This is a genomic window from Pseudonocardia spirodelae (assembly GCF_037727765.1).
Taxonomy (GTDB): Bacteria; Actinomycetota; Actinomycetes; order Mycobacteriales; family Pseudonocardiaceae; genus Pseudonocardia; species Pseudonocardia spirodelae.
Genome location: NZ_JBBJUP010000013.1, coordinates 76,999 through 94,112 on the forward strand (window position 1 = coordinate 76,999; position 17,114 = coordinate 94,112).

The window sequence follows — 17,114 nt, forward strand, 5'->3', positions numbered from 1 at the left end:
CAGACCCGTTCACCGCAGCCCGTCCGGGAGCAGCTGCGCCAGCCGGCGCACGGCCCGGTGCTGCAGCGCCTTGACGGCGCCCTCGTTGCGGTCCATCAGCTCGGCGGTCTCGGCGACCGACAGACCCTTGAGGAAGCGGTACTGGATGCATTCGCGCTGGTCGGAGTTGAGCTTGGCGATCGAGGCCAGCAGCTCGTCGTTCGTCGCCATGTCGAGCACCTGCTGCTCGGGGCCGCCGGTGCTGGGCGAGAGCTCGACGATCTCCGAGGTCGTCTGCTCCAGCCGGAACCGGCTGGACTTGACGTAGTCGAAGATCAGGTTCCGGGCGATGGTGACGAACCAGGCCCCGATGTCGCGGCCCTGGTAGCTGACCGAGGAGATCCGGCGCAGGGCGCGGACGAAGGTCTCCTGGGTCACGTCCTCGGCGAAGGACCGGTCGCCCATCCGGAACAGCACGTACCGGTAGACGACGTCGTGGTAGCGCTCGTACAGCTCGCCGAACGCGGCCGCGTCGCCGGCCTGGCAGGCCTCCACCAGCGCCCAGGAGCTGTTCGCGTCCTCGACGGCACGGGCGGCCTCGGCGGCCGGGTCGGCGTCGGGTCGCGGGAGGTCCTGCGAGACGTGCGGGGCCTGGCGCGGCATCGGCATGTCCTGCTCGGCGTGGCCGGGCGGCCCCGACCGGGTGGTCCTGCCGTCCGGCCGGTGTGCGGCGGGACGTGCGGGGTACGTGGGGGGAGCGTCGACCAGGGGAGCGGACGCGATCGGCCCCGTCGGCTGGGACGGTGCAGAGGTCGCTGAAGTCACGGACACCTCCCCGTCCGGCTGGGGGCGGACGGTGTCGGGTCGGTCCTGGCCGGGTTCGGGGGCCCGGGCGGGACGGACGGTCTCGGATCGCTGCTGGCGGAACTGTCGGTGCGGTCGCATCGGCCGGGTCATGGATCCCGGAGGGTCGGTCGGGGTACGTCCCGGGGGGCGGCACGGCGGGCGGCCGCTCCGGCCGGGACCGCCGGGGCGTCCCGCGCGGCACGGCGCGGGGTGCGCCGTGGCGCCCTGGCGTCGAGCTGCATGCCACTCCCTCGGGTGAGTCGCGCGACGAACCGTCGGTTCGTGCGTTGAACCTCGTAGCGGCGGAGCATAGACGTCTGTCGAGTGGCGCAACGCACTCGCCGCCTCTCGTCGCGGCGTGGTCCGTCGAGCGGCCCGAAACGCGCGGTGGACGAACTGTGCGCGAAGCGTGTCCGAATCGACACGCGATGTGACAGCGACGAGCGGTCCCTCGCCCCCACGACGCGGCGCGCCGCGTTTGGAAGACTGATCGCGACGCGTGCCGACGAGCCGACCCCGCGCCCGCGGGGAGCGAGGATGGAGACCCGCCGTGCCGAGTTCCGACCCTCTCCTCCATGTCGCGGACCTGGTGGCCCGCAACGCCGCCGAGCGGCCGGGGCACGACGCGGTCCGTGACCTGTCCGGCCCCGCGCCCCTGACCCTGACCTGGTCGGCGTTCGACGCCGCCGTCACCGCCGAGGCGGCCCGGCTGCGCGCCGCGGGCGTGCGGCCCGGCGACCGGGTCGCCGTCGGGCTGCCCGACGGCGCGGCCTACTGCGTGGCCCTGTTCGGCGCGCTGCGCGCGGACGCGGCCGTCGTGCCCTTCGGCGCGGGCTCGGTGACCCGCGAGCTCGAGGTGGTGTTCGGGCAGGCCGGGCCGGCCGCCGTCGTCGCCGCGGGGGACGACCGGGTGGCCGCCGGCTGCGCCGAGGGGGCCGGCGCCGTGCTGCTCGGCCCGCCCGACCTCGCCGCCCCCGTCCCGGACGCGCCGCCCGCCGCGGGCGCGCCCGCCGACCCCGAGCGCACCGCGCTGGTCGTGTTCACCTCCGGCACCACCGGGCGCCCGCGCGGGGTGCAGCTGTCGCACCGCGCGCTGCTGGCCAACCGCGATCAGGCCGGTGCGCTGCGCCCGGCCCCGGTGAACGGCGTCGACCGGGTGCTGCTGGCGCTGCCGCTGTTCCACGTCTACGGCCTGGCCGCCGGGCTGCTGCAGGTCTGCTGGACCGGTGCCACGGTCGTGCTGCCGGGCCGGTTCTCCCCGGAGCGCCTGGTGGAGGCCGTCGTGTCCGAGCGGGTCAGCGTCGTCGCCGGGGTGCCGTCGATGTTCCGGATGCTGCTCGACGTGCCCGCCGACCGGCTGCGCGAGGCGATGGCCGGGGTCCGGCTGTGCACCTCCGGCGGCGCGCCGCTGCCCGTGTCCTGGCTCGCCGGCTTCCGGGACGCGACCGGGCTGGACCTGCACGAGGGCTACGGCCTCACCGAGGGCGGGCCCGTCGTGACCAGCAACGACCTGGGCCGCCCGGCCAAGCCCGGCTCGGTGGGGCGGCCGCTGCCCGGCGTCGAGCTGCGCCTGGTCGACGGCGAGGGCCGCCCGCTGGAGCGCCGCGGGGCGCCCGGGCCCGAGCCGCGCGGCGAGGACCCGCTCGACGACCTCGACTACGACGACGACACCGACCCCGCCGACGACACCGGCCTGATCGCGCTGCGCGGGCCGAACCTGTTCTCCGGCTACTGGCCCGACGGCTCCGGCGGCCCCGGCGAGGACGGCTGGTTCGTCACCGCCGACGTCGGCTACCTCGACGCCGACGGCGACCTGCACCTGGTCGACCGGTCCTCCGACCTGGTCATCGTGAACGGCTTCAACGTCTACCCGCGCGAGGTCGAGCAGGTCATCGCCGAGCTCGACGCCGTCGCGGAGGTGGCGGTGGTCGGGGTGCCCGACGACCGCACCGGTGCGGCGGTGAAGGCCGTGGTCGTGCCCGCACCCGGTGCCGACCTGACCGGGGAGGCGGTCGCCGCGCACTGCGACGCGCGGCTGGCCCGGTTCAAGCGGCCCGCCGTCGTCGCGTTCGTCGACGAGCTGCCCCGCACCCCGACGGGCAAGATCGCCCGGAGGACCCTGGCGAGGATGTGAGCTGCTGCGATGCGGGTACGACTGCTGACCCGGGTGGGCTGCCACCTGTGTGACGAGGCCGCCGGGGTGGTGGCCCGGGTGTGCGCCGAGACGGGCACCGGCTGGGACACCGTCGACGTCGACTCCGACGACGAGCTGCGCGCCGAGTACGGCGACCAGGTGCCGGTGGTGCTGCTCGACGGCCGCGAGCACGACTCGTTCCGGGTCGACGAGCAGCGCCTGCGCGACGACCTGGCCCGGGCGTGAGCACCGGCGGCCCCGCCGCCCCCGTGGGGGCCCGCACCCCGCAGGCCGGGCTCGCGGCCGCCGCGCTCGGCGTCGGTGCCGGACAGGCGGTGGCGCTGCTGGTCGCGCCCTCGGCCGGGCCGGTGGCCGCGGTCGCCGGGCAGGTCGTCGCGCTGACCCCGCCCGCGCTGGCGGGCGCGGCGACGGTCGGCGCCGGGGTCGGGAGCCGCGGCACCGTCGTCGCCGGGGTGCTGGTGGTGCTCACGCTCGCCGCGGCCGGGTCCGGCGCGCTCTCGGCGCGGACCGAGCGGCCCGGCACGTGGGGCCTGGCCGTGCTCGGGCTGCTCGGCGTCGCCGCGGCCGTGACGGCGTCCGGGGCGGGACAGCTCGACGTGGTGCCGGCGTCGGTCGCGCTGCTGGTCGCCGTGACGGCCTTCCGGCGGCTGCACCGGCTGGCCGCGCGGATCCCCGCGCTCACCCCCGCCGGCACGCTGCCCGACGGCCGCCCGGCGCGCGCCTCGCTGACCCGGCGCCGGTTCCTGCGCACGACCGCCCTGGCCGGGGCCGGGGGCGTCGCGCTGGGCGCCGGGGCCGCGGTGGCCGCGCCGCTGCTGCCCTCGGGCCGGCTCGGACCGGCCCGCGCGGCGCTCACCGCGCGGCTGCGGGACCTGGCCGCGCGCGGCCGGATCGCCGCGGCGCCGGCGCTGCCGGCCGGTGCGCAGGTGGCCGGGGCGGCCGCGTTCACCACCCCGGTCGAGGACTTCTACCGGATCGACACCGCGCTGCGGGTGCCCGCGGTGGACCCGGCGACGTGGAGCCTGCGCGTGCACGGCCGGGTCGGGCGCGAGCTCACCCTCACCCTGGACGACCTGCTGGCCGCCCCGCTGGTGGAGCGCTGGGTCACGATGGCCTGCGTCTCCAACGACGTCGGCGGGGACCTGGTGTCCACCACCCGGTTCACCGGCGTCGAGCTGGCGCCGCTGCTCGCGCGGGCCGCACCCGACCCGGCCGCGGACCAGGCCCTGTCCACCTCCAGCGACGGCTGGACGGCGGGCAGCCCGTCGTCGCTGCTGCTGGACCCGGCCCGCGGTGCGCTGCTCGCGCTCGGCATGGCCGGCCCCGACGGGCCCGTCGCGCTGCCGCCCGAGCACGGGTTCCCGGTCCGGATCGTCGTGCCCGGGCTCTACGGCTACGTCTCGGCGACCAAGTGGGTCACCGGGATCGAGTTCACGACGTTCGCCGGGCGGGCGGACTACTGGCGCGCCCGGGGGTGGGACCCGCCCGGGCCGATGGAGACGGCGTCGCGGATCGAGTCGCCGTCGTCGTACGCGAGCGTGCCCGCGGGCCGGGTGGTGGTCACCGGGACGGCCTGGGCGGTCCCGCGCGGCATCAGCCGGGTCGAGGTCGGGACGCAGGGCGGGCCCTGGGTCGACGCCGAGCTCGCCCCGGTCCCCGCGGGTGGCGCGACGTGGCGGCAGTGGCGCGCCGAGCTGGACCTGGTGGCGGGCGGGTACACCCTGCTGTGCCGGGCCACCGACGGCGACGGCGTCGTCCAGACCGGGCAGCGCCGGTCCCCGCTGCCCGGGGCGGCGACCGGGTGGCCGTCGCGCAGCCTCACCGTCACCTGAGCGGACCGCCCGGAGAGCTGCGTCACGCGCGGTCGCGGTCCGCGGGCCGCGGTGGTGTCGTGGATCGCGACGTGGGGTCCGTCGCACGGTGAGCGGTTCCCCGCCGTCGATCACCGGTAGGTCCAGGTCAGGGGCCGGGTCGAGCACGGAGGGGACCAAGATCGCAACTTTGTGCGTGCCTTCACAAGCGGCTACCGTGGGTTCCCGTCGCCGGGTCCGGTGGCGCGGCGCCCCCGTGGCGGCGACGACTCCGGGCCCCGTCCGCCCGTGTGCCGACCGGCCCTCCCGGCCGGTCCGTGGGCGTGGCACGGGTGCCCCGGCGGCCGGCACGACAGATCGAACGCCCCCGACCGGAGCACGCACAGTCTCGATGACCGACCGCCCGCGGACAACCCCCCGCGAGCCGGACGGCCGCCGGGGCCCCCGGCGCGCCCGGCCGGACGCGACCCCGCCCGCCGACCCGTCCGCGACGAGAGCCCGAGGAGGACGCCCCGTGAGCCTGCAGTCCGGCGCCGCGTCCCCCGAGGCGAACGGCACCCCCGCCGAGCGGCCCCGCCCGGTCCCGGAGGCCACCGTCTCCCGGCTCGCGGTGTACCTGCGGGTGCTCGGCGAGCTGCGCGAGGCGGGCGTGGAGACGGTGTCGTCCGAGGAGCTCGCCGGCGCGTCCGGGGTCAACTCGGCCAAGCTCCGCAAGGACCTCTCCTACCTGGGCTCCTACGGCGTGCGCGGGGTCGGCTACGACGTCGCCTCGCTGCAGGACCGGCTGCAGGGCGAGCTCGGGATGGACCACCGGCAGTCGGTCGCGCTGGTCGGCGTCGGCAACCTGGGGCACGCGCTCGCCGGCTACACCGGCTTCGCGGGCCGCGGCTTCCCGGTCAGCGCCCTGTTCGACGTCGACGACGCCCTCGTCGGCACCGAGATCAACGGCATCCGGGTGCGGCACGTGCGCGAGATCCCCGAGGTGTGCGCCGCGGACGGCGTCACCATCGGGATGGTCGCGACGCCGGGCCCGGCGGCCCAGGCGGTCTGCGACCTGCTCGTGGCGGGCGGGGTGCAGTCCATCCTCAACTTCGCGCCGGTGCTGCTCGCGGTGCCGGACGACGTCGAGGTCCGCAAGGTCGACCTGTCGGTCGAGCTGCAGGTCCTCGCGTTCCACGTGGCGCGGCGGCACACCGGTGCCACCGCGGTGACGGACAAGACGAACGAATCGGTGGTGTCGTAGAAGCCATGAGCGTCCTCGTGGTCGGCCTGTCGCACCGCAGCGCGCCGGTCGAGGTGCTGGAGCGCCTCGCGGTCGCGCCGGGCGACGTGCCCAAGCTGCTCGAGGAGATGCTCGACCGCACGCACGTCGAGGAGGCGGTCGTCCTCTCCACGTGCAACCGGATCGAGGTCTGCGCGGTCGTGGACGCCTTCCACGGCGGCCTCGGCGACGTCACCGACGTCCTCGGCACGCACGCCGGGTTCGCCATCGGCGAGCTGTCCGAGCACCTGTTCGTGCACTACGCCGGCTCGGCGGTCCAGCACCTGTTCTCCCTGGCCGCGGGCCTGGACTCGATGGTCGTCGGGGAGTCGCAGATCCTCGGCCAGCTCCGTGGCGCCTACGCCGCCGCGGACGCGGCCGGGTCGGTCGGCAAGGTGCTGCACGAGCTGGTGCAGCAGGCGCTGCGGGTCGGCAAGCGCGTGCACGCCGGCACCGGCATCGACGAGGCCGGTGCCTCGGTGGTGTCCGAGGCGCTGCGCGACGCCGACCGCGAGCTGGGCGGGGCCGGCCTGGCCGGCACCCGCGCCGTCGTCGTCGGCGCGGGCGCGATGGGCGCGCTGGCCGCGGCCCACCTGCGCCGCGCCGGGGCGGGCGAGATCGTCGTGCTGAACCGCTCCGCCGAGCGCGGCGAGCGGCTCGTCGAGAAGGTCCTCGAGCACGGGACGGGCACCAGCGCCCGCTTCGCGCCGATGGAGACGCTGGCCGAGGAGCTGCGCGCGGCGGACCTGCTGTTCGCCTGCACCGGCGCGATCGGGCACGTCGTCGGCGTCGACCCGGTGGCCGAGGCGCTGGCCGGCGGGCGGGAGCGCCCGCTGGTCGTGTGCGACCTGGGCCTGCCGCGCGACGTCGACCCGGCCGTCGCCGAGCTGACCGGCGTCCGGATGGTCGACCTGGTCACCCTGCAGCGCCGGCTGCTCGACGCCGCCGACGGCGGCTCGGTCGCCGCCGCCCAGACGATGGTCGACGCCGAGGCGCAGCAGTACCTGGCCGGGCAGCGCTCGGCCGAGGTCACCCCGACGGTCACCGCGCTGCGCCGTCGCGCCTCGGAGGTCGTCGACGCCGAGCTGCTGCGGCTGGACTCGCGGCTGCCCGACCTCGACACCCACGTCCGCGAGGAGCTCTCGCGGACCGTGCGGCGGGTCGTGGACAAGCTGCTGCACACCCCCACGGTCCAGGTGAAGCGCCTGGCCGAGGGCCCGGACGGGGACAGCTACGCCGCGGCGCTGCGCACCCTGTTCGAGCTCGACCCGCAGGCCGCCGCCGCGGTCGCCGCGCCGGTGCGCGGCGCCGACGCGACGGTCGACGGCGCCGACGTCACGGCCGCGCTGAACGCCCCGCTCGACGCGACGCCGTCGATCGGGTCCCGTCCCCCGGAGCAGATCTCGTGAAGGTTCTCAAGATCGGGACGCGCCCGTCGAAGCTGGCGGTCGCCCAGTCCACCACCGTCGCCGACCGCCTGACCGCGGCCGGGCACCCCTGCGAGCTCGTCACGATCTCGACCAGCGGTGACCGCTCGATGGCGCCGATCCCGCAGCTCGGGGTCGGTGTGTTCGTCTCGCAGCTGCGCGACGCGCTCTACGCCGGCGAGATCGACGTCGCCGTGCACTCCTACAAGGACCTCCCGAGCGCGCAGCCCGACGGGCTGACGATCGCGGCGGTCCCGGAGCGCGAGGACGTGCGCGACGCCCTGGTCACCGGGGGCCGGGTGCTGGGCGAGCTGGGCCGCGGCGCGAAGGTCGGCACCGGCTCGCCGCGCCGCACCGTGCAGCTGCACGCGCTCGGGCAGGGCCTGGAGGTGCTGCCGATCCGCGGCAACGTCGACACCCGGATCGGGAAGGTCCGCTCCGGCGAGCTCGACGCGGTGGTCGTCGCCGCGGCGGGGCTGCGCCGGCTGGGCCGGGTCGACGAGGCCGACGAGCTCATCGACCCGCTGCAGATGCTGCCCGCGCCCGCCCAGGGCGCGCTGGCCATCGAGTGCCGCACCGCCGACACCGACCTCGTCGCGACGCTGCGCGCGGTGCTCGACGACGCGGGCGTGCACCTCGCCGTCACCGCCGAGCGCGCGGTGCTGGCGGGTCTGGACGCCCGGTGCGACACCCCCGTCGGAGCGCTCGCCGAGGTGGTCTCCGACCTCGACGACGACGGCCACGCGGTCGACCGGCTGTCGCTGCGCGGCGCGCTGGGGATCGGTGAGCTCACCGGGGGCGACGTGGTGCGCGCCTCCGCCACCGGGGACATGGACGACGCGGAGAAGCTCGGGGCCGCGGTCGCCCACGAGCTTCTCGACCTGGGAGCCGAGGACCTGCCCCCCGCAGGTCCCGGTGGTCCCGCCAACCGCTGATTCGGGAGATTCTTCGACATGACAGGACCTGCCAACACCTCGGGGCGGATCGCCTTCGTGGGCAGCGGACCGGGGGACCCGGCGCTGCTCACCGTGCGCGCCAGGGACGTGCTCGCCGGCTCGCCGCTGGTGATCACCGACCCGGACGTGCCGGAGGGCATCCTCGCCCTGGCCGCCGACGGCGCCGAGGTGCGCCCGGCCGTCGGGCAGCCCGCGGACATCGCGAGCGACCTGCTCGCCGCCGCCGGTGAGGGCCGCGCGGTCGCGCGGCTCGTCTCCGGCGACCCGCTGACCAACGACGCCGTCGTCGCCGAGGCGATGGCCGTGTCCGCATCGGGCACGCCGTTCGACGTCGTCCCGGGCGTCCCGTCCTCGACCGCGGTGCCCGCCTACGCCGGCGTCGCGCTCGGGTCGGCGCACGTCGAGGCCGACGTCCGCGCGGGCGTCGACTGGGCCGCGCTGGCCGCGAGCCCGGGCCCGGTCGTGCTGCACGCCACCGGTGCGCTGCTCGCCGACGTCGCCGCGGGCCTGACCGCGCAGGGCGTGCCGGACGAGACGCCGGTCGCGATCACCTCGGGCGGCACCACCTCGACCCAGAAGACCATCTCCTCCTCGGTCGGCCGGATCGCCGCCGACGGCGGTGACCTCGAGGGCGCCCTCGTCCTGACCGTCGGCGAGGCCGCCGGCCGCCGCGGCGAGCTGTCCTGGTGGGAGTCGCGCGCGCTCTACGGCTGGCGGGTGCTCGTGCCCCGCACCAAGGACCAGGCCGGCGTGATGAGCGAGCGGCTTCGCATGCACGGCGCGATCCCGGAGGAGGTCCCGACGATCGCCGTCGAGCCGCCCCGCTCGCCCGCGCAGATGGAGCGCTCGGTCAAGGGCCTGGTCGACGGCCGCTACCAGTGGGTCGTGTTCACCTCGACCAACGCGGTCCGCGCCGTCTGGGAGAAGTTCGGCGAGTTCGGTCTCGACGCCCGCGCCTTCTCCGGCGTGAAGATCGCCTGCGTCGGCCGCTCGACCGCGGAGAAGGTCCGCGAGTTCGGCATCGAGCCCGAGCTGGTCCCGGACATCGACGAGGCCCAGTCCTCCACCTCGGAGGGCCTGCTCGACATCTTCCCGCCGCACGACGACGTCCTCGACCCGGTCGACCGGGTGCTGCTCCCGCGCGCCGACATCGCCACCGAGACGCTGTCGGCCGGGCTGCAGGAGCGCGGCTGGGAGGTCGACGACGTGACGGCCTACCGCACCGTGCGGGCCGCGCCGCCGCCCGCGCCGATCCGCGAGGCGATCAAGACCGGCGGGTTCGACGCGGTGTGCTTCACCTCGTCGTCGACCGTGCGGAACCTGGTCGGCATCGCCGGCAAGCCGCACGCCCGCACCCTGGTCGCGTGCATCGGTCCGGCCACCGCGGAGACCGCGCGCGAGTTCGGCCTGCGCGTCGACGTGCAGCCGGAGGAGTCCCGCGTGCCGACTCTGGTCGACGCGCTGGCCAGCCACACCGCGAAGCTGCGCGCCGAGGGCAACCTGCCGCCGCCGAAGAAGGTGAAGGCGCGCCGCCGCTGAGCGGAGCGAAGGGCGCATCGAGCCCGCCGCTGAGCGGAGCGAGGGGCGCATCGATCCCGCCGCCGAGCACCGCACGTCCCGGCCCCGGGTCCCGCTACGGGACGCGGGGCCGACGTGTGTCCGGGGCGGTCGTAGCCTGGTCGGCATGGGTTTCCCGGCGCAGCGTCCCCGACGGTTGCGGACCACCCCCGCGATGCGGCGGATGGTCTCCGAGACCGAGGTCCGCCCCCGGCAGCTGGTGCTGCCGATGTTCGTGCGGGAGGGGGCGACCGAGCCGGTCCCGATCGGGTCCATGCCCGGCGTCGTCCAGCACACCCGGGACACGCTGCGCAAGGCCGTCGCCGGGGCGGCGTCCGCGGGCGTCGGCGGCGTGATGCTGTTCGGCGTGCCCGAGGTGCACGACGCGACGGGCTCCGGAGCCGTCGACCCGGACGGCATCCTCAACGTGGCCCTGCGCGACGTCCGCGCCGAGGTCGGCGACGACCTCGTCGTCATGGCGGACCTGTGCCTCGACGAGTTCACCGACCACGGGCACTGCGGCGTCCTGGACGCGCAGGGCCGCGTCGACAACGACGCGACCCTCGACATCTACGCGCGGATGGGCGTCGAGCAGGCCCGCGCGGGCGCCCACCTGGTCGGCCCAAGCGGCATGATGGACGGCCAGGTCGGCGTCATCCGCGACGCGCTCGACGAGGCCGGGTTCACCGACACCGGCATCCTCGCCTACACGGTGAAGTACGCCTCGGCGTTCTACGGCCCCTTCCGCGAGGCCGTGAACTCGCAGCTCACGGGCGACCGCAAGGCCTACCAGCAGGACGGCGGCAATGCCCGCGAGGCGATGCGGGAGCTCGCGCTCGACCTCGACGAGGGCGCCGACATGGTCATGGTGAAGCCCGCGCTGGCCTACCTCGACGTGCTGTCGCGGGTCGCCGACGTCGCCGACGTGCCGGTCGCGGCGTACCAGATCTCCGGTGAGTACGCGATGGTCGAGGCCGCCGTCGAGAAGGGCTGGCTGGACCGCGAGCGCACGATCCTGGAGACGCTGACCTCGATCCGCCGCGCCGGCGCCGACGTGATCCTGACCTACTGGGCCACCGAGGTCGCGGGCTGGCTCGACCGCGGCTGAGCGCCGGGCGGGCGCCGGGGACGGTGATCACCGGGTGAACAGCGCCGACGGGTACCGCCGAACGTGGCAAACCGGACACCGACCGGGCTACCGTGGGGGTCGTGAGCAACGACCCCGGACAGCAGGGCGCCCCGCAGTACTACCGGCCCGGGCCGTCGACGGGGCGCTACCCGCAGTACCCGCAGAACCCCTTCCCCGACGGCTGGTCCGCCGGGGCCGCACCGGTGTACCCGCAGCAGCCGGCGCCCCCGGCGCCGCCGCAGCAGGACCGGCCCGGTCCGGACCGGAACCCGGCCGCCGGTGACGCCGCGGGCGGCTGGGGCCCGCCGCCCGCCGGTCTCGGCGACGCGCCGCAGGGGCGCACCGCGCGGCCGCGGCAGATGGTCACCGCGCTGGTCGCCCTGCTCGCGGCGGGGCTGCCCTTCGTCGTGATGGGCATCGGCGCGATGTTCGCGACGATCAACGACGCCGTGCTCAACGACACCGGCATCCCGCGTGCCGAGATCGACGCCGCGCTCGCCCAGACCGGCCTGACGATGGACCAGCTCACCCAGTTCGTCCGCGTGATGGGCGGGGTCTTCCTGGTGCTGGCGCTGGTGTGGATCGCGCTGGCCGTCGTCGCGTTCCTCGGTGCGGCCGGGGCGCGGATCGCGCTCGCGGTGCTCGCCGTGCTCTACGGCGCGACGCTGCTGCTGATGATGGCCGCGACGATCCCGCTGTTCGCGGTGCTCGTCGTCGGTCTGGCCGCGACCGGGGTCGTGCTGCTGTTCGGCCGCCCGGCCTCGGAGTGGTACGCCACCCGCAAGCTCGGGGCCGCGAGCCGGTCCTGACACCGGCTGCGAGACTGGGCGCGTGAGCACCGGAAGCAGCGCCGTGAGCAACCCGGAACCGAAGGAGTCGGCCCGCCTGTTCGAGCGGGCCGCCGAGCTGATCCCGGGTGGGGTGAACTCCCCGGTGCGGGCGTTCAACTCCGTCGGCGGCACCCCGCGGTTCATGGTGTCCGGTGAGGGCTGCCGCCTGACCGACGCCGACGGCGCGACCTACGTCGACCTCGTCTCCTCCTGGGGGCCGATGATCCTGGGGCACGCGCACCCGGCCGTCGTCGAGGCGGTGCGGTCCGCGGCGAGCCAGGGGCTGTCGTTCGGCACCCCCACCCCGGGCGAGATCGACCTGGCCGCCGAGATCGTCGGGCGCACCCCGGTCGAGCAGGTCCGGCTGGTCAACTCCGGCACCGAGGCGACGATGAGCGCCATCCGCCTCGCCCGCGGCATCACCGGCCGCACGGTGATCGTGAAGTTCTCCGGCTGCTACCACGGCCACGTCGACGCCCTGCTCGCCGACGCCGGCTCCGGCATCGCCACCCTCGGCCTGCCGACCAGCCCGGGCGTCACCGGCGCCCAGGCCGCGGACACCGTGGTGCTGCCCTACAACGACCTCGACGCCGTCCGCGCCGTGTTCGCGGAGCGCGGCCCCGAGATCGCCTGCGTGATCACCGAGGCCGCGGCCGGGAACATGGGCGTGGTCCCGCCGGCCGAGGGCTTCAACGCCGCGCTGCGCGACCTGTGCCACGACCACGGCGCGCTGCTGGTGATCGACGAGGTCATGACGGGCTTCCGCGCCTCGCGCCAGGGCTGGTACGGCTGCGACGGCGTCGCCGGGGACCTCTACACCTTCGGCAAGGTCATGTCCGGCGGTCTGCCCGCCGCGGCGTTCGGCGGCTCGGCCGAGCACATGTCCTTCCTCGCCCCGGCCGGGCCGGTCTACCAGGCGGGCACGCTCGCCGGGAACCCCGTCGCCGTCGCCGCCGGGCTCACCACGCTGCGCCACGCCGACGACGCGGTCTACGCGACCCTGCAGGCGAACGCCGACCGGATCGGCGACCTGCTCACCGCGGCTCTGGACCGGGAGGGCGTCGCCCACACGATCCAGTACGCGGGCACGATGTTCTCCCCGTTCTTCGCCGCGGAGCCGGTCACCGGCTACGCGGGCGCGAAGGCCGCCGAGACCTGGCGCTACCCGGCGTTCTTCCACGCCATGCTCGACCACGGCGTCTACCTGCCGCCGAGCGCCTTCGAGGCCTGGTTCGTCTCCACCGCGCTCGACGACGAGGCGTTCGAGCGGATCGAGACCGGCCTGGCCGCCGCGGCGCGGGCCGCGGCCGCCGCCACCCGTCCGGACGGGGTCTGAGCATGGGGGACCGGACCAGCCCGCCCGCGTCGGGGCCGGTGACCGTGGTGCACGTGCTGCGCCACGGCGAGGTGCACAACCCGCAGGGCGTCCTCTACGGCCGCATCCCCGGCTACCACCTGTCCGACCACGGACGGGCCCAGGCCAAGACCGTCGCCGCCCACCTCGACGGCAACGACGTCGCCGCCGTCGTCGCGTCGCCGTTGCAGCGCGCGCAGGAGACGGCCGCCCCGATCGCCGACGCGCACGGCGTCGCGATCCACACCGACGAGGGCCTGATCGAGTCCGGCAACCTGTTCGAGGGCGAGCGGTTCGGCGTCGGCGACGGCGCGCTGAAGCGCCCGCACGTGTGGCGCCTGCTGCGCGACCCGTTCACCCCGTCCTGGGGCGAGCCGTACCTGGCGATCGCGCACCGGATGCTCGGCGCCGTGCACGCCGCGCGGGCGCTCGCGCCGGGGCGCGAGGTCGTCTGCGTGTCCCACCAGCTCCCGATCTGGACGCTGCGCCGCTACCTGCTGGGGCAGCGGCTGTGGCACGACCCGCGCCGCCGCCAGTGCGCGCTCGCGTCGCTGACCAGCATCGAGTTCACCGGCACCCGGATGACCGGCCTGCGCTACGCCGAGCCGGCCGGCCCCAGCGGCGCGATGGTGACCGGCGCATGAGGCGCGTCCTGCTCGGCCTGCTGGGGGTGCTGCTGCTCGTCGCGGGCTGCGGTGTCGGGCGCGACGCGGCCGGCGGCGGACCCGGGCAGGACTTCCAGTTCGTCGCGCCCGGCGGTGAGGTGCGCATCACCTACGACCCGCCGGAGAGCCGTCAGACGATCACCGACCTGCGCGGGGAGAGCCTGCTGCGTCCGGGCACCGAGGTCGGGATCGGCGACTTCCCCGGCAAGGTCCGCGTGATCAACATCTGGGGGTCGTGGTGCGGCCCGTGCCGGACCGAGGCGCCGGAGCTGCAGGCGGTGGCCGAGGCGGCCCGCGAGGACGCCGTCGTCCTGGGCATCGACGTCCGCGACGACCGCCAGGCCGCCCAGGACTTCGTCACCGACCGCGGCATCACCTACGACTCGATCTTCGACGCACCCGGTCGCACCCTGGCCCGGCTCAACGGCTACCCGCGCAACGTCGTCCCCTCGACGATCGTGCTGGACCGCCGGGCCCGCGTCGCGGCGGTGTTCCTGGTGCCGGTCGGCAGCTCCGACCTCCTGCCGCTGATCACCCGTCTCGCGGCCGAGCCGTCGTCGGGCGCCGCGGGCTGACACCCGGTGACCGGCCGGTTGCACTACACGCTGTAGAACCCGCCGCGCGACGCGGCCGGTGGGGCTTCTACCCTGGAGGGCGATGGACGCGACCACCACCCTGGCGATCTCGGGACCGTTGCTGCTCGCAGCACTGGTCGCGCTCGCCGCGGGGCTGGTCAGCTTCGCCTCGCCGTGCGTCGTGCCGCTCGTGCCCGGCTACCTCGCCTACCTCGCCGGCCTGGTCGGCGCGCAGTCCCCGCCGGTCACGCCGGCCGAGGCGACCGAGCGCGCCGCCGCCCGCCGCGACGGTGCCGGCGCACCCGCCGGCACGGCCACCGCGGCCCCCGTCCGCGACGACGGCCGCTGGCGCGTCGCGGGGGCCGCCCTGCTGTTCGTCGCGGGGTTCACCGTCGTCTTCGGCGCGATCATGGTGGGCGTCGTCTGGCTGTCCGACGTGCTGATCGACAACGAGGCGCTCCTGCAGCGCGCCGGCGGGGTCGTCATGATCGTCATGGGGCTCGCGTTCGCCGGGTGGATCCCGGCGCTGCAGCGCGAGTACCGCTCGCACTGGACGCCCCGCGCCGGCCTGCTCGGCGCGCCGCTGCTCGGCGCGGTGTTCGGCCTGGGCTGGGTGCCGTGCATCGGCCCGACGCTCGCCGGGGTCGTCGCCGTCGCCGCCGGGACCGGCGGTGGCTCGGCGCGCGGGATCGTGCTGATCCTCGCCTACTGCGCCGGGCTCGGGATCCCGTTCGTGCTCATCGCGCTCGGCGCCACCCGCGCCGTGCGCGCGCTGGGCTGGCTGCGCCGCCACACCCGCGCCGTCCAGGTCGCCGGGGGAGTGCTGCTGATCCTGGTCGGGGCGCTGCTGGTGTCCGGGCTCTGGTCGCAGTGGCTGGTGAAGCTGCAGGTCTCGATCGCCGGGTTCACGCCGCCGATCTGATGAGCTCGCCGCCCACCGCCCCGCCCCAGCCGCCCGTGACGACGCCGGACGGCGGGTCGCCGTCGTCGCGTCCCGGGCCGGTGTCGCGGGTGCTGGCGCTGCTGCGCAACACCTGGCGCGGCCTGACCAGCATGCGCACCGCGCTGGTCCTGCTGTTCCTGCTCGCCCTGGCCGCGCTGCCCGGTGCGCTGCTGCCGCAGCGCTCGCTGAACGCGTTCCTGGTCGAGGACTTCTACCGCGACAACCCCGCGCTCGCGCCGGTCGTCGAGGCCCTCGGCGGGTTCGAGGTGTTCGCGAGCCCGTGGTTCGCCGCGATCTACCTGCTGCTGATGATCTCGCTGGTCGGCTGCGTGCTGCCGCGCACCGCCGAGTACCTGCGATCGGTGCGCCAGCCCCCGGTGATGACCCCGCGCAACCTGGCGCGGCTGCCGCACCACGCCGAGGGCGTCTCCGCCGCGCCGGCCGACGACGAGCTCGCCCGCGCCCGCGACCTGCTCCGCGGCTGGCGCCGCGCCGAGCGCACCGAGGACGACGGCGCCCGCACGATCTCGGCGGAGAAGGGCTTCCTGCGCGAGACCGGCAACCTCGTGTTCCACCTCAGCCTCATCGGGATCCTGCTCGGCCTGGCGGCGGGGAAGATGTACGGCTACGAGGGCGACGTCATCGTGCGCGCCGACGGCAGCGAGTTCTGCAACAGCTCCATCCTCGGCTACGACAGCTTCCGCGCCGGCCTGCGCGTCGACGGCACCGACCTCAACGAGTTCTGCGTGCGCGTCGACCGCTTCGACGGGACGTGGCTGCCGAACGGGCAACCCTCGACGTTCGGCGCCTCGGTCGGCTACCAGACCGGGCAGGACGTCCGCGACGGCGTCCCGACCTGGCGGCCCGACGAGATCGCGGTCAACCACCCGCTGCGCACCGACGGCGACCGCGTCTACCTCACCGGCTACGGCTACGCCCCGGAGTTCACGGTGACCTGGCCGGACGGGCAGAGCCGCACCGGGGAGATCCAGTGGCGCCCGGTCGACCAGTCCGGCACCCAGCTCTCCGAGGGCGCCACGAAGTTCGAGCGCCCCGGCGTCACCGACCCGGAGCGGCGCCGTACCTCGCAGATCGCGGTGACCGGCACGTTCGCGCCCACCGGCGCCGTCGACCCGCAGGGGAAGCTGGTCTCGGTGCACCCCGACCTGCGGTCCCCGACCGCCGACGTCGAGGTGCTCCTGGGCGACCTCGGCATCGACGACGGCCGCGGCCAGTCGATCTTCAGCGTGGACCAGCAGAAGATCGACGACGGCGAGCTGCGCTCGGTCGCCACGGCCCGGCTCGGGATCGGGGACACCGTGCGGCTGCCGGACGGCACCGTCGTCCGGTTCGACGGTGTCACCCCCTGGGTGAACCTGCAGGTCGGCCACGACCCCGGCCAGACCTGGGTGCTCGCGGCGGCGGTCCTGATGGTCGGCGGCCTCGCGCTGTCGCTGTCGGTGACCCGGCGCCGGTTCTGGGTGCGCGTCACCCCCGCGGCGACCGGCGACGGCAGCCGCATCCAGCTCGGAGGCCTGGCCCGGACCGACCGGGCCGGCTACGGCGAGGAGTTCGACCGGCTGACGGCCGAGCTGCTCGACCCGACGGACACGAAGGACGGTTGAC

General features: G+C 75.8%; 15 protein-coding genes. 14 read left to right on the plus strand and 1 reads right to left on the minus strand.

Going from position 1 to position 17,114, the window contains the following annotated elements; all coding sequences use genetic code 11:
* Positions 1-9: 9 nt before the first annotated feature.
* Positions 10-648 carry a sigma-70 family RNA polymerase sigma factor gene (locus WJX68_RS16700; protein WP_422785718.1) on the minus strand — a complete coding sequence of 213 codons (639 nt, stop codon included), beginning with the start codon at positions 646-648 and terminating at the stop codon, positions 10-12.
* Between the two features lie 727 nt (positions 649-1,375).
* Between WJX68_RS16700 and WJX68_RS16705 the strand changes: the two genes are divergently transcribed.
* The 14 genes from WJX68_RS16705 to resB all read left to right on the plus strand — a co-directional run bounded on the left by WJX68_RS16705 (position 1,376) and on the right by resB (position 17,113).
* Positions 1,376-2,959, plus strand: coding sequence for a class I adenylate-forming enzyme family protein (locus tag WJX68_RS16705; RefSeq protein ID WP_340291881.1), 1,584 nt, complete (start codon positions 1,376-1,378; stop codon positions 2,957-2,959).
* Positions 2,960-2,968: 9 nt separating this feature from the next.
* Positions 2,969-3,205 carry a glutaredoxin family protein gene (locus WJX68_RS16710; protein ID WP_340291883.1) on the plus strand — a complete coding sequence of 79 codons (237 nt, stop codon included), beginning with the start codon at positions 2,969-2,971 and terminating at the stop codon, positions 3,203-3,205.
* The gene (locus tag WJX68_RS16715) at positions 3,202-4,812 is read left to right on the plus strand and encodes a molybdopterin-dependent oxidoreductase (protein ID WP_340291885.1); all 1,611 of its coding nucleotides are present in this window, start codon (positions 3,202-3,204) and stop codon (positions 4,810-4,812) included. Before WJX68_RS16710 ends, WJX68_RS16715 begins: the two co-directional genes overlap by 4 nt.
* Positions 4,813-5,182: 370 nt before the next feature.
* Positions 5,183-6,034 carry a redox-sensing transcriptional repressor Rex gene (locus tag WJX68_RS16720; protein WP_422785719.1) on the plus strand — a complete coding sequence of 284 codons (852 nt, stop codon included), beginning with the start codon at positions 5,183-5,185 and terminating at the stop codon, positions 6,032-6,034.
* A gap of 5 nt (positions 6,035-6,039) precedes the next feature.
* The gene (locus tag WJX68_RS16725; protein ID WP_340291889.1) at positions 6,040-7,461 is read left to right on the plus strand and encodes a glutamyl-tRNA reductase; all 1,422 of its coding nucleotides are present in this window, start codon (positions 6,040-6,042) and stop codon (positions 7,459-7,461) included.
* Positions 7,458-8,414 carry a hydroxymethylbilane synthase gene (gene hemC, locus WJX68_RS16730; RefSeq protein ID WP_340291891.1) on the plus strand — a complete coding sequence of 319 codons (957 nt, stop codon included), beginning with the start codon at positions 7,458-7,460 and terminating at the stop codon, positions 8,412-8,414. Before WJX68_RS16725 ends, hemC begins: the two co-directional genes overlap by 4 nt.
* 18 nt (positions 8,415-8,432) lie before the next feature.
* On the plus strand, positions 8,433-9,974 hold the full coding sequence (locus WJX68_RS16735) for a bifunctional uroporphyrinogen-III C-methyltransferase/uroporphyrinogen-III synthase (protein ID WP_340291893.1): 1,542 nt from the start codon (positions 8,433-8,435) through the stop codon (positions 9,972-9,974).
* A gap of 145 nt (positions 9,975-10,119) precedes the next feature.
* Positions 10,120-11,100 carry a porphobilinogen synthase gene (gene hemB, locus WJX68_RS16740; RefSeq protein ID WP_340291896.1) on the plus strand — a complete coding sequence of 327 codons (981 nt, stop codon included), beginning with the start codon at positions 10,120-10,122 and terminating at the stop codon, positions 11,098-11,100.
* 101 nt (positions 11,101-11,201) lie between these two features.
* A complete protein-coding gene (locus tag WJX68_RS16745; RefSeq protein ID WP_340291898.1) occupies positions 11,202-11,930 on the plus strand; it encodes a hypothetical protein in 729 nt (242 codons plus the stop codon).
* Between the two features lie 22 nt (positions 11,931-11,952).
* Complete coding sequence (gene hemL, locus WJX68_RS16750) at positions 11,953-13,287, plus strand: glutamate-1-semialdehyde 2,1-aminomutase (RefSeq protein ID WP_340291900.1); 1,335 nt, start codon at positions 11,953-11,955, stop codon at positions 13,285-13,287.
* A 2-nt stretch (positions 13,288-13,289) separates the two neighbouring features.
* The gene (locus WJX68_RS16755) at positions 13,290-13,949 is read left to right on the plus strand and encodes a histidine phosphatase family protein (protein WP_340291903.1); all 660 of its coding nucleotides are present in this window, start codon (positions 13,290-13,292) and stop codon (positions 13,947-13,949) included.
* Positions 13,946-14,545 carry a TlpA family protein disulfide reductase gene (locus WJX68_RS16760; protein ID WP_340291905.1) on the plus strand — a complete coding sequence of 200 codons (600 nt, stop codon included), beginning with the start codon at positions 13,946-13,948 and terminating at the stop codon, positions 14,543-14,545. The genes WJX68_RS16755 and WJX68_RS16760 overlap by 4 nt, the downstream gene beginning before the upstream one ends.
* Before the next feature lie 82 nt (positions 14,546-14,627).
* On the plus strand, positions 14,628-15,467 hold the full coding sequence (locus WJX68_RS16765) for a cytochrome c biogenesis CcdA family protein (protein WP_340291907.1): 840 nt from the start codon (positions 14,628-14,630) through the stop codon (positions 15,465-15,467).
* A complete protein-coding gene (gene resB, locus WJX68_RS16770; RefSeq protein WP_340291909.1) occupies positions 15,467-17,113 on the plus strand; it encodes a cytochrome c biogenesis protein ResB in 1,647 nt (548 codons plus the stop codon). The genes WJX68_RS16765 and resB overlap by 1 nt, the downstream gene beginning before the upstream one ends.
* Position 17,114: the final 1 nt, after the last annotated feature.

What these genes read in the sequence shown, in the direction of transcription:
- WJX68_RS16765 (WP_340291907.1), top strand. Translation starts at nt 14,628, where the DNA reads ATGGACGCGACCACCACCCTGGCGATCTCGGGACCGTTGCTGCTCGCA.
- WJX68_RS16735 (WP_340291893.1), top strand. Translation starts at nt 8,433, where the DNA reads ATGACAGGACCTGCCAACACCTCGGGGCGGATCGCCTTCGTGGGCAGC.
- WJX68_RS16700 (WP_422785718.1), bottom strand. Translation starts at nt 648, where the DNA reads ATGCCGATGCCGCGCCAGGCCCCGCACGTCTCGCAGGACCTCCCGCGA.
- WJX68_RS16710 (WP_340291883.1), top strand. Translation starts at nt 2,969, where the DNA reads ATGCGGGTACGACTGCTGACCCGGGTGGGCTGCCACCTGTGTGACGAG.
- resB (WP_340291909.1), top strand. Translation starts at nt 15,467, where the DNA reads ATGAGCTCGCCGCCCACCGCCCCGCCCCAGCCGCCCGTGACGACGCCG.
- WJX68_RS16755 (WP_340291903.1), top strand. Translation starts at nt 13,290, where the DNA reads ATGGGGGACCGGACCAGCCCGCCCGCGTCGGGGCCGGTGACCGTGGTG.
- WJX68_RS16760 (WP_340291905.1), top strand. Translation starts at nt 13,946, where the DNA reads ATGAGGCGCGTCCTGCTCGGCCTGCTGGGGGTGCTGCTGCTCGTCGCG.
- WJX68_RS16720 (WP_422785719.1), top strand. Translation starts at nt 5,183, where the DNA reads ATGACCGACCGCCCGCGGACAACCCCCCGCGAGCCGGACGGCCGCCGG.
- WJX68_RS16725 (WP_340291889.1), top strand. Translation starts at nt 6,040, where the DNA reads ATGAGCGTCCTCGTGGTCGGCCTGTCGCACCGCAGCGCGCCGGTCGAG.
- hemB (WP_340291896.1), top strand. Translation starts at nt 10,120, where the DNA reads ATGGGTTTCCCGGCGCAGCGTCCCCGACGGTTGCGGACCACCCCCGCG.